The sequence below is a fragment of the Thermoflavifilum thermophilum genome (genome assembly GCF_900116565.1).
Classification (GTDB): Bacteria; Bacteroidota; Bacteroidia; order Chitinophagales; family Chitinophagaceae; genus Thermoflavifilum; species Thermoflavifilum thermophilum.
This window is the reverse complement of sequence record NZ_FPCJ01000001.1, coordinates 899,096-911,428: the sequence shown is the minus strand read 5'-3', so window position 1 is coordinate 911,428 and position 12,333 is coordinate 899,096. Positions and strand designations below refer to the sequence as shown.

Here is a 12,333-nt window from a genome sequence, read left to right as displayed (position 1 = left end):
TTTCATGTTATATGGCATTGGAACAACAGATAAATGAAGGTATTAAAGCGGCCATGAAAGCAAAGGATGAAGCCCGGCTTCGTGCTTTACGTGCCATCAAATCGGCCATCCTGCTGGAAAAGACGGCAGAGGGCAGATCGGGTGAACTCACTGAAGCCGATGAACACCGCATGTTGCAGAAGATGGCCAAACAAAGGCGGGAATCCATAGAAATTTACCGGCAGCAAAACCGCGACGATCTGGTGCGCAAGGAAGCCGAAGAGCTGGCCGTCATAGAAGAGTTTTTGCCCAAACAAATGGATGAACAGGAATTGAAGGCAGCTTTGCAGCAAATCATTCAGCAGGTGGGTGCCCGTGGCCCCGCTGATATGGGCAAAGTCATGGGTGTAGCTACCCGACAATTGGCCGGTAGGGCTGATAACAAAACGATAGCCGATATCGTGAAGGTTTTGCTGCAGAAATAAGCGCGCAGTATCAGCTCCGCTCATGTGGATAGATATTGTATTTGCCGTTTTAGTATTGATAGCCCTGTATAAGGGTCTTACCCGGGGGCTGGTGATGGCTTTGGCTGCTTTTGCGGGGTGGATTGTGGGGCTGACAGCAGCTTTGAAGCTTACATCTTTACTGGCGCACAAGCTCCAGGATAGTCTGGGTTGGGCACATGCGGCCTGGCTACCGGTATTGGTATTTGTGTTGTTGTTTTTAATCGTTGCCCTGCTGGTGCATCTGTTGGGCAAGCTTCTGGAGCGCGCGCTTCAGCTGGCCACGCTGGGCTGGCTCAACCGCCTGATGGGCTTTTTGTTGTACCTGCTTTTGTATCTCATCGTTTTCAGTATTGTATTATGGCTGGCCAATCAGCTTTATCTGATTACTCCTACAACCAAAGCACACTCTGTGGTGTATCATTGGATAGCACCCGTAGGGCCTTTTGTGATTGAAGAAATCGGGAAATGGATTCCGATATTTAGCCATATTTTTCAGGATCTGCAGCATTTCTTTGAACAGGTAGGGCGGCGGTTGCAGCATGCATAGCTGCTTGCAGCCCGGGCTTCATGATGATTTCATGCGGATGAAGGATAAAAAAGTTTATTTTAGCGCCATAAACAAGGATCGGGGAATGGATTATGAGATCAAAACACATGGCAAATTCAGGTTTGTAGAAGAGGGAGAGGGAGAGCCATTGATCCTGCTTCATGGCTTGTTCGGTGCACTGAGTAATTTTAAGGACCTCCTTGAATATTTCCGGCATCATTGCAAAGTTGTGATTCCCATCCTTCCGCTTTATGAACTGAATATTCTGGATACCTCGGTGGGCGGCCTGGCCAAATATGTGCACAGGTTCATTGAAACCAGAAACTATGGTCAGGTACATTTGCTGGGCAATTCACTGGGTGGACATGTTGCTTTGATTTATGCGTTGCATCATCCTGAAAACCTGAAAACACTTATTCTCACTGGCAGTTCGGGCCTGTTTGAAAACGGCATGGGCGAAACCTATCCCAAACGCGGGGATTATGAATATATCCGTAAAAAAACAGAACTTACCTTTTATGATCCCCGGGTAGCCACCAAAGAGCTGGTGGATGAGGTGTTTGAAATTGTCAACAATCGTTTCAAGGCATTGAAAATCATTACCCTTGCCAAATCGGCCATCCGCAATAATCTTGGTGATGAGCTGCGGCAGATTCAGGTACCGGTATTGCTGATCTGGGGTAAAAACGATACCATCACGCCGCCGTTGGTAGCTGAAGAATTTCATCGCTTGCTTCCCAATTCCGAATTGCATTACATTGATAAATGCGGGCATGCACCCATGATGGAGGTGCCAGAGGCCTTCAATGCCATTCTCCATGAATTCCTGAAAAAGCACGCAGACGGAATAAAATAAATCTTTTGCCAGACAAGCAACAAGAGCTCGGGGAAATCCGTTATTCTTGTATAAATTGCAGGGCATGGTGATAGGCCAGTTCATATCTTCCCGGTTTGTTCCCTTGTACCCGCATCAGCAGGTGGCCGAGGCATTGGCCAGCATGCATAATCAGCATGTGCAGGAGCTACCTGTGGTGGCAGAAGATCATTTTACCTATCTGGGTATTGCCACTGAAGCACAGCTGAATGATTTTCCTCCGACCCTGAGAATCGGTGAGATTCCCATGGGCGAACATAAACCTGCTATATCCATCCAGGCAAATCTTTTCGACGCACTCAGGGTGTATCAGCAAAACCAGTTATCTGTGATCCCGGTACTGGATGAGGCTGAACATTATGTGGGAACGGTGACTATGGATAAACTGCTGGAAGGCCTGGCAAAGATGATGAATGTGCAGGAGCCTGGCGCCATTATTCAATTGCAGATGGCTGCGCATGATTATATGCTTTCTGATATTGCCCGCCTGGCCGAATTGAACGACGTACGGATTCTGAATATATCCACACTATACGACAGCACACGTGATATTGTAAATGTGTATCTCAAAACCAATCGCATGGATGTGCAGGCACTGGTAGCCACTTACGCCCGATATCATTATCAGGTGGTGCAGGTTTATGCCCAGGAATCACCCATTGACAGCCTGCGCGATAATTATGACATGCTCATGAATTATATCAACATGTAAAACCACAGAGCCCTGTTGATAGCTGTGAATGATGTCATTTGTTCTCATATTGCTCCTACCTGCCGCCGATTCATTCCCTATTTTATTTTTTTGCAGATTCTGTTCCCTGCGTGGATGCATGCACAACAGGCTCGTTTACCGGTAATAGGTGCTACGGAAGTCCCCGACACATCTCTGCACGATGGTGTGGTAATTATCAGGCATATTGATATCAGTGGAAATAAAAAAACCAACGATGCCATTATCCTGCGTGAACTGGCCATTCATCCAGGAGACACCTTGCCGTGGAAACAGGCTCCTGCTCTGTTAGAAGAAGCCCGGCAGCGCGTTATCAATACATCGTTATTCCTGAGCGTGAATGTGTATTTCAAAAACTGGCATGCACAACAAGCAGATATTGCTGTGGATGTGGTGGAACGATGGTATATATTTCCCGTACCTATTTTCAGCCTGGCCGATCGCAACTTCAATGTTTGGTGGGTAGAACATCATCACCAACTCAGCCGTGTGAATTATGGCATCAACTGTTTTGATAACAATCTTACGGGTAATAATGATCAATTGATTTTTACTATCCAGAGTGGATATACATACAAATATGCACTTGCCTATAACCTGCCGTATTTTGATAAAGTTATGCATGCAGGATTAGGTCTGATGGCGGGTTACAGCCGCAACCGGGAAGTGAATTATATGACGCAGGCCAATAAGCAGATTTATTTAAAGACTGAGCAATTTATCTACAAAAACTGGTATGCCGGATTGAATTTCACTTATCGAAAAAATATTCGTACGCGGCATTTGCTTTCACTTACTTATCATAACCTTACAGTAGGAGATACTGTCGTAGCTTTAAATCCGGATTATCTGCCAGGAGGTAGCACTCATCAGCAATATCTGGGGCTGGAATATCGGTTCAGCTATACAGGTGCTGATCATTGGGCTTATCCCCTGCGCGGCTTCAATCTGATCGCAGATTTTTTCCAGCAAGGCTTTGGCTGGCCCGGGCAGGTACACATGACCCAGCTTCAACTTATGATGGCTTACTACATGCCTTTGTTTCCTCGCATATATCTGGCCACGGGTTTCCGCACACAAGTACAGCTGCCGGTTCATCAACCTTATTTTTTGCGGCAGGATATGGGTTATTATGAAAACTATCTGCGCGGATTGGAATATAATGTAGTAGATGCCAGTGCATTTGGTATTCTCAAAACCAATCTGAAATACCAAATAGGAAAATGGAATATTCATCTGCCCCTGATACCCGACAAGTTTGCTCATGTGCCGCTGGCTGTGTATGTCAAATGTTTTGGTGATATGGGTTATGGTTATGATCCATATCAAGAAGTCAGCCATTTGAGCAACCGCTGGCTTTTTACCGGAGGTGTGGGTATTGATTTTGTTACGTTTTATGATGTTCGTTTGCGGGTAGAATACAGCTTCAATCAGTTCGGTCAAAATGGGTTATTTTTACACACCAAATCCGAATTATAATCTGCTTTTAGTCAAATTACTTCATGCAGGTAGCTATCTACAGCCGCAATTTTTCTCCGCAGGATCAGGCCGATGTGCAATTGCTGATTCACACATTGCATCAGCGAGGCATGCAGCTGTGGATTTATGCGCCGTGGTATGAGCAAATGCATAATAGCATCCGCTGGCCGCAGCAACCTGTTTTATTTTATACTGCTCATGATCTGAATGAGAAGATAGCGTGTATGATCAGTCTGGGTGGCGATGGGACTTTGCTCGATACATTATGCCTGGTTCGGGACAAATCCATTCCGGTGATGGGCGTAAATATGGGCCGGCTGGGCTTTCTGGCCAACATTGGCCGTGATATGATTGAACGTATGGCCGATGCTTTGCTTTCGCATGATTACGTGATTGAAAAACGTATTCTTTTGCATCTGGATGCCAGCATTCCGCTTTTCGGAGAAGTGCCTTATGCGTTGAATGATTTCACGCTGCATAAAAAAGATGCATCATCCATGATTCGCATCCATGCATTTCTGAACGGGGAATTTCTCAATACCTACTGGGCCGACGGACTTATTGTATCCACACCCACGGGATCAACGGCTTATTCGTTGAGTTGTGGCGGACCGATTTTGCTGCCGGAAGCAGGTGGATTTGTGGTAACGCCCGTTGCACCGCATAACCTGAACGTGCGTCCGTTGGTAGTTCCGGATGATGCTGTGATTTCGTTTGAGATTGAAGGCCGCAGCGAACAGTTTCTCTGTACCCTGGACGCCCGGATGGAAACCATTACCAGTGATGTGAAAATGGCCATTCGAAAGGAAGATTTTATGCTCAATCTCATTCGCCTTCAGGAAACCAATTTTCTGCAAACGCTTCGCAGCAAACTCTTCTGGGGAATTGACAAACGAAATTGATTTCTGCATACCAAAATCCGGTGTAAAACGTTACTTAATCAATTGCATTTTGCGATGAAGAAATGTTATGTTTGGCTAAGCTTTTTTGCATTGACTACAGGCATCTGGCTATGGCCGGGGACAACGGCTGCACAGATTTCTCTTCGATCTTATCAGGCCCTGGCTTATACCTCTGAGCTCGGAGTGGCTGCTGGTGGGGCAGAATATTTCGGTGATCTGAATACCCATTACGGCTGGCATGCTGTTAAGGCTTCCGGTGGTATATTTTATCGCAAGTTATTCAGCCCCTACGTGGCTGCACGTCTGGAAGCTGAGCTGGCTCAGTTAGGCTATTCAGATGTGTATAATAAGAATGAATTTCAGCATCGGCGCAACCTCAGTTTTAATACCATGATCTGGGAAATAACGCTGATGGGGGAGTTTAATTTTTTTCGGTTTGTGCCGGGCAGTGAGTATCACAGGTTTACGCCCTATCTCGCATTTGGTGTGGGCTTTTTTCATTTCAATCCTTATGCCTACTATCAGGGGCAAAAATATTATTTGCAGCCCCTGGGCACAGAAGGGCAGGGCTCGTTTCTGTATCCGGACCGGAAACCCTATGCTTTGCAGGCTTTGTGCTTTCCGGTAGGCGCTGGTATCAAATACAATCTGGGAAGGAATCTGGATATCGGATTGGAAGCCATTCACCGTTTTACGACATCAGATTATCTGGATGATGTGAGTACCACCTATGTAGGCATCACGGCATTTCCTCCCAAACCCAACGGACAGCCTTCTGTAGCGGCTATTTTGCAGGACCGCTCCAACTGGAACGGGCAGCCTGCGATTGGCACTCCGGGGCGACAGCGTGGCAACAGCCTCACTAAAGACCAATATATTTTTGTACAGCTTACTTTTTCTGTGCTGTTCAGCAATTACCGCTGTCCCACTCTCTGAAAGCGGTTAAACTTGTGTTAAAAACCCATACCAGCAAGCCTTTCAGCCGATATTAGGATATATTTGTAACTTTCTCGACTTTTGCGGAACAAGCAAGGTCCACATGTCCGGAACATCTACATTAAAAGATCGTATTGATCCCCGAAAATTGCCCCGGCATATTGCCATTATCATGGATGGCAATGGCCGGTGGGCCAAAGAGCGCGGACAGGACCGCATTTACGGGCATCACGAAGGTGTGCAAAGTGTGAAGAGTGTAGTGGAAGCCTGTGGCGAGCTGGGGATACCTTATCTCACTATTTATGCCTTTTCCACAGAAAACTGGGAGCGACCTTCTGATGAAGTGAATGGCATTATGGAGCTGCTGGTAAGAACGCTGCACAAGGAAATTGATTCCCTCCGGGAACACAACATCCGTTTACATGTAATTGGAGATCTGGATATGCTGCCTCCCGTATGCAGGCAGGAAGTGCAGGAGGCCATACAGCTCACGGCCAGCCATGATGGATTGCATCTGATTGTTGCATTAAGCTATAGTTCCCGCTGGGAAATTGTGCAGGCCGTTAAACAGGTGGCGGCCGATGTGCGTGCAGGAAAGCTGAGACCTGAAGATATTGATCAGCAGCTCTTTGCACAATATCTCTGCACGGCCGCCTTTCCCGATCCTGAACTGGTTATCCGCACCAGCGGCGAATACCGCATCAGCAATTTTCTGCTTTACCAAATTGCCTACGCAGAACTGTATTTCACACCTACCTTATGGCCAGATTTCAGGAAGGAAAACCTGTATGAAGCCATTTTAGACTTTCAATCCAGAGAAAGAAGATTTGGGAAAACGAGCGAACAAATACGGCAGAATGAAGAGATGTTTTCGTAGACATGTAGTATGGATTTTATGCGTGTTTTGGGGGCATCATCTGCTGGCACAGCAGCTATCAGCCCCATCAGCTGCAGCGGTCGATACCACGCAGATTCCCGCGCTGCCCTCCAATCCCAAATCCTATCGCATTGCAGGTATCACGGTATCCGGTGCCCGTTATCTCGATCCGCAACTCCTGGTTTCTGTATCCGGCATTTCGGTGGGCGATCGTATTATCCTGCCGGGCGATGGTCTGGCTAAAGTGATTCAAAATCTCTGGAAACAACATTTGTTTTCCAACATCCAGATTTATGTAACCCGCATTGATGGCGACGATATCTATCTGGATATCCATGTCACCGAACGGCCCAGGCTGGCCAATTTTTACTTCCGGGGTGTCAGCAAAACAGAAGCTGATGAACTGAAAACCAAAACGGATCTGCATCAGGGATCGGTAGTTACCGATAACATGAAAATCAATGCGGAAATGGCTATCCGCAAATATTTCCAGGACAAGGGATACCGCAACATAACCATGCAGATCAGCGAAAGGCCCGATACGGCTGTGATGCTGAATGCGGTGGATTTGATTTTCAATATTCACAAAGGGAAAAAGGTTAAAATCAGCGAAATCTTTTTTGCAGGAAATGATCATGTGCCAGATGCTAAGCTGAAAGCCCAGATGAAAAATACTAAGGAAGGTATGCGCCTCACCCTGCATCCGGCAAGAGATGTAAATGTGTATGGAGGGCATCCGTATTCATTTTCCGATTATCTGCATGAATGGGGCTTTTTGTATCCATCCAAAACCCTGCGAGTGCTGGAGCCTTATTTCCGGTTTAAACTGTTTAATTCGGCCAAATTCAACCAGAGCAAGTACGAGGAAGATAAGGCCAAGATTATTGAATACTACAACTCGTTGGGTTATCGCGACGCAACCATTGTGGATGATACCATCTATCAGGCGCCTAATGGCAACATAGATATTGCCATCAAGGTGAATGAAGGCGATAAATATTATTTTGGCAACATCACCTGGAGCGGCAATACCAAATATCCAGACACCTTGCTAAATGCCATTCTGCGCATTCATAAAGGCGATCCTTACAACCTGGATTTGTTCAATAAAAGACTTGGCATTACACCCACCCAGCAGGGAGATGATATCAGCAGTTTGTATCTGAATGATGGTTATTTGTTCTTCCGTGTAACGCCTGTAGAAACGCAGGTATATCACGATACGATCGATTATGATATCCGCATCACGGAAGGTCCGCAGGCCACGATCAATAAAGTGACCATTTCCGGAAACGATCGTACCAACGAGCATGTCATCAGAAGGGAGCTGCGCACGATTCCTGGCGAAAAGTTCAGTCGGGCCGATCTAATTCGATCTCAGCGCGATATTGCTCAGCTGGGCATGTTCGATCCACAGAAGGTTAACGTGAATCCACAGCCTAACCCCGACAACGGTACAGTAGATATTGGCTGGTCGGTGGTGGAAAAACCTTCCGATCAGCTGGAACTCTCTGCCGGATGGGGCGGCTACATCGGACTAACGGGTACATTGGGATTATCGTTTAACAACTTTTCCTTGCGCAACATTACCAATCCACACGCCTGGACACCCCTGCCCAGTGGCGACGGACAGAAGCTTTCATTGCGTTATCAGTCCAACGGTAAATTTTATCACTCTTATAGTTTTTCCTTTACGGAACCCTGGCTGGGAGGCAAGAAGCCGAACAATTTCACGGTAAGTTTATACAATTCATTTATTGCCAGTGGTGTGTATAACCCCTACACCGGATTCTTTGGCGGCTCGGCCGATAGCAGTTTTCTGCGTTCCACAGGATTTACGGTGGCTTTGGGCAAACGGCTTACCTGGCCTGATGATTATTTCACGCTTACCGGAGCCGTGAATTTTGTGCGATATACATTGAAAAACTATCAATTCTTTTACGGGAATCCACTGAACAACGGAGATATCAATGAACTGAGCTTGAAACTCACGCTGGCACGATCTTCCGTGGATGCACCCATTTATCCGCGCAGCGGTTCGAATATTGTACTTTCTGGTGAATTCACGCCACCTTATTCTCTGTTTGAATCACAAAGTGTGTACGAAGGCAAAACCCTGGCTCAGAAATTTAAATACATTGAATATCAGAAATATCGGTTTGATGCTGAATGGTATGTGCCTCTGGGCAGGCCGCATGGAACGGATCAGAAACAGTTTGTGCTGAAACTGGCCGCTAAATATGGATTTCTGGGCAAATACTCTTCTCACGCCCTGCTGTCGCCGTTTGAACGATTTGAACTGGGTGGTGATGGATTAAGCAACTATGCTATTTATGGTAAAGAAATCATTTCGCAGCGCGGATATGAAGTATATTACAGCTCTGATCCAAAAGATAATACACAAACCCAACCATTGAGTTATCAAGGATTCACGATTTTCAACAAATACACAGTAGAATTGCGCTATCCCATTACCTTGAATCCGAGTTCAACCATTTTTGCATTATTGTTTTTCGATGCTGCCAATGGATATGAAAACTTCCAGAAGTACAATCCTTTCCTGTTAAGGCGCGATGCAGGTATAGGTATGCGTTTTTACTTGCCCATGTTTGGTTTGCTGGGATTTGATTACGGAATCGGATTTGATAGAATGCAACCCGGTCAGGGACTTCGCAATGCCACCAAGTTTAGCTTCATGCTGGGGTATGAACCAGAATAACATCCATATTTAACAGTTCATTTCAGATGTTTTTTGCATTTTTAACCACAACCATCAAAATAAAAATATGCGTTACAAAATAAATGCACTGATTATGTACAAAAAAACTGGAATATTCGTGGTATTGCTGTTGTTGGCAAATCTTGCTGCATTTGCACAACGATATTGCGTCATTGACAGCAAATATATTCTTGAGCATATCCCGGAATATCAGCAGGCGCAGCATCAGCTTGATAGTGTGTCAAAAGCCTGGCAACAAGAAATAGACGCACAGTATCAGCAGCTCGATGAAATGTATCGTTCCTATCAGGCAGAGAAAGTGGTATTGAATGAAGATCTGCGAAAGAAACGTGAAGATGAAATCGTAGCAAAGGAAAAAGCCGTGCGTGATCTGCAAAACCAGCGTTTTGGCTATCAGGGTGATTTGTTCAAATTGCGGCAAAAGTTGGTACAGCCCATTCAGGATGAAGTATATCAGGCCGTTCAGAAATTGGCTGCACAGCGATCTTATGATTTTGTACTGGATAAAGCCGGTGGCATCACTGTTTTTTATGCGGATCCGAGGCTTGACAAAAGTGATGATGTATTAAATTTATTGGGAATTCAAAAATAAATTATTTTCGCTGCTTCATTAAAAAACAAACGAATTATTCAATTAAAAACAGTCAGTCATGAAGAAAGCTTTGATGTTCTGTTTCTTGCTGGGTGCCATGGTTTGCACACTCCGCACGGAGGCACAGGTTAAAATTGGTTACATTGACATGCAGGAACTGATTCAGTCCATGCCCGAAACCAAAAATGCAGATTCCGCTTTGCAGAAATTTGCCAACCAGCTGCAACAACAAATTCAATCTGCGCAGCAGGAATATCAGAACAAACTGATTGCCTTCCAGCAGCAGGCCGATACGCTTTCCGATGCTATCAAGGAAATCAGAACCCGCGAACTGAGCAACATGCAAAAGAATCTGCAGGATTTGTCGCAGGCCGCACAAGACAGTTATCAGCAAAAGAATCAGCAGCTCCTGCAACCCATCATTGAAAAAGCCCAGAAAGCCGTGCAGGAAGTAGCCAAGGAAAAAGGATATACGTACGTTTTCAACAAACAACAGGATATCCTGATCGTGGCTCCGTCAGCCGATGATTTGCTGCCAGCTGTGAAAGCCAAGTTGGGAATCAAATAATCCTGTCAGCTTACACCGCCGGCAGTTATTGCAAACATGCGTAATAAAGCTGTGGCTAAGAATCTGCTGAAGGTTCTTAGCTTTTTTATTGGATTTCAAACATGCAGGTATATCAACCTATTGGCATCTTCGATTCCGGCTATGGTGGGCTCACGGTAATGCGCGATATCGTGAAGCTGTTGCCGGAATATGATTATCTGTATCTGGGCGATAATGCGCGTACACCTTATGGCAACCGTTCTTTTGAAACGGTGTATCATTATACCTGGCAATGTGTGCAGTATTTATTTTCCTGCAACTGCCATTTAGTGATTCTGGCCTGCAATACCGCTTCAGCAAAGGCTTTGCGCACTATTCAGCAGCGCCATTTGCCTGCGTTTCCTGATCGCAGGGTGCTGGGGGTCATTCGTCCTACTACCGAAAAAGCACGTGCGTTTACCCGAAGCGGTGCATTGGGTATTCTGGCCACGCAAGGCACCGTGCAATCAGAGTCGTACGTGATAGAAATACGAAAATTCTTTCCGGAATTGCGTGTCTATCAACAAGCCTGCCCCATGTGGGTTCCGCTGGTGGAAAACGGAGAACATGAAGGCCCCGGTGCGGATTATTTTGTACAGAAATACCTTCATGAGCTCTTTCACCAGGCTGCCGATCTGGATGCCATTGTTCTGGCGTGTACACATTATCCCCTGCTGATACCCAAAATCAAAGCTTTTTTGCCGAAACAGATTCAGGTAATATCGCAAGGTCCTCTGGTAGCAGCCAGTTTGAAGGATTACCTGCATCGTCATCCGGAGATCGAACAGCATTGTTCAAAAACGGGCAGGAGAGATTTTCTGACTACCGATTCAGCAACCTTGTTTAGCCGTCAGGCCAGCATTTTTTATGGAGAACAGGTAGATGCCCGGCAAATCAGCCTGGATGTGATATAGCGCAATATTTTATTGGGTAGCAGATGAGGATTCCAATTTTTTAAAAAAACTTTTTTGCCTACCTTTGCGATCCATTTGAACAGATTTGTATGAAACGGACCTATCAACCACATCGTCGAAGAAGGAAAAGCACGCATGGTTTTCGTCGCCGCATGCGCACGGCCGATGGGCGTAAGGTACTGGCCCGCCGCCGGGCAAAAGGACGTCATAAACTGACCGTATCCGACGAAAGGAATGATCGGCTGAAATAAGCAATCCATGCCATTTGCCGGTTCGTTATACATTCAAAAAAGCAGAGCGACTCAAAAAACGCAGGCTGATTGAGCAATTATTTGCTCAGGGTCGTTCTTTCTCCCATCCGCCTTTACGCGTTTATTACTCCATTCATCCTGTAACAGATCAGCATCACGTTGCATATCCAGCGCAGGTAGCTTTTGCCGTGCCCGGAAAATACTTCCGCAAAGCTACCCAGCGCAATCGCATCAAAAGACTGCTTCGCGAAGCCTACCGGTTGCAGAAACATGAGCTGTATGATTACCTGCGCCAGCAGGGAATGGCTTTGCACTGGATGATTATTTACCAGGGCAAAGAAATGCCTACCTTTGAAGAGATACAGCAAAAAATGCAGGCCGTTATGCTTCGCATGAGGCAAATACAGGAGAAGTAAAGCC

General features: G+C 45.9%; 14 protein-coding genes. All 14 read left to right on the top strand.

The genetic code is table 11. From position 1 onward, the window contains the following. Positions 1-11: 11 nt before the first annotated feature. The 14 genes from BM367_RS03975 (at position 12) to rnpA (ending at position 12,329) form a co-directional block, all read left to right on the top strand. Positions 12-464 (top strand): GatB/YqeY domain-containing protein, encoded by a 453-nt coding sequence (locus BM367_RS03975; RefSeq protein WP_092458035.1) that lies wholly within the window; start codon positions 12-14, stop codon positions 462-464. Between the two features lie 22 nt (positions 465-486). Then, positions 487-1,032, top strand: a complete 546-nt coding sequence (locus tag BM367_RS03970) for a CvpA family protein (RefSeq protein ID WP_092458032.1) — start codon at positions 487-489, stop codon at positions 1,030-1,032. 37 nt (positions 1,033-1,069) lie between these two features. Further along, entirely contained in the window at positions 1,070-1,888 is an 819-nt protein-coding gene (locus BM367_RS03965) for an alpha/beta fold hydrolase (protein WP_245759888.1), read from the top strand. A gap of 46 nt (positions 1,889-1,934) precedes the next feature. Then, complete coding sequence (locus BM367_RS03960) at positions 1,935-2,618, top strand: CBS domain-containing protein (protein ID WP_143103939.1); 684 nt, start codon at positions 1,935-1,937, stop codon at positions 2,616-2,618. Between the two features lie 114 nt (positions 2,619-2,732). Beyond that, positions 2,733-4,115: a BamA/TamA family outer membrane protein gene (locus BM367_RS03955; RefSeq protein ID WP_092458027.1), complete on the top strand. Its 1,383-nt coding sequence runs from the start codon at positions 2,733-2,735 to the stop codon at positions 4,113-4,115. A 23-nt stretch (positions 4,116-4,138) separates the two neighbouring features. Further along, positions 4,139-5,017: an NAD kinase gene (locus BM367_RS03950; RefSeq protein ID WP_092458024.1), complete on the top strand. Its 879-nt coding sequence runs from the start codon at positions 4,139-4,141 to the stop codon at positions 5,015-5,017. Positions 5,018-5,071: 54 nt separating this feature from the next. After that, positions 5,072-5,953: a type IX secretion system protein PorG gene (gene porG, locus BM367_RS03945; RefSeq protein ID WP_092458021.1), complete on the top strand. Its 882-nt coding sequence runs from the start codon at positions 5,072-5,074 to the stop codon at positions 5,951-5,953. 103 nt (positions 5,954-6,056) lie between these two features. Beyond that, positions 6,057-6,830: an isoprenyl transferase gene (locus BM367_RS03940; protein ID WP_092458018.1), complete on the top strand. Its 774-nt coding sequence runs from the start codon at positions 6,057-6,059 to the stop codon at positions 6,828-6,830. Continuing rightward, positions 6,811-9,549 (top strand): BamA/OMP85 family outer membrane protein, encoded by a 2,739-nt coding sequence (locus BM367_RS03935; RefSeq protein ID WP_092458012.1) that lies wholly within the window; start codon positions 6,811-6,813, stop codon positions 9,547-9,549. Before BM367_RS03940 ends, BM367_RS03935 begins: the two co-directional genes overlap by 20 nt. A 94-nt stretch (positions 9,550-9,643) precedes the next feature. Beyond that, the gene (locus BM367_RS03930) at positions 9,644-10,162 is read left to right on the top strand and encodes an OmpH/Skp family outer membrane protein (RefSeq protein WP_092460904.1); all 519 of its coding nucleotides are present in this window, start codon (positions 9,644-9,646) and stop codon (positions 10,160-10,162) included. Positions 10,163-10,220: 58 nt separating this feature from the next. Beyond that, complete coding sequence (locus BM367_RS03925; RefSeq protein WP_092458009.1) at positions 10,221-10,730, top strand: OmpH/Skp family outer membrane protein; 510 nt, start codon at positions 10,221-10,223, stop codon at positions 10,728-10,730. Between the two features lie 101 nt (positions 10,731-10,831). Further along, a complete protein-coding gene (gene murI, locus BM367_RS03920; RefSeq protein ID WP_092458006.1) occupies positions 10,832-11,662 on the top strand; it encodes a glutamate racemase in 831 nt (276 codons plus the stop codon). Between the two features lie 89 nt (positions 11,663-11,751). Next, the gene (gene rpmH, locus BM367_RS03915; RefSeq protein WP_092458002.1) at positions 11,752-11,913 is read left to right on the top strand and encodes a 50S ribosomal protein L34; all 162 of its coding nucleotides are present in this window, start codon (positions 11,752-11,754) and stop codon (positions 11,911-11,913) included. A gap of 14 nt (positions 11,914-11,927) precedes the next feature. Continuing rightward, positions 11,928-12,329 (top strand): ribonuclease P protein component, encoded by a 402-nt coding sequence (gene rnpA / locus BM367_RS03910; RefSeq protein WP_177224099.1) that lies wholly within the window; start codon positions 11,928-11,930, stop codon positions 12,327-12,329. Positions 12,330-12,333: the final 4 nt, after the last annotated feature.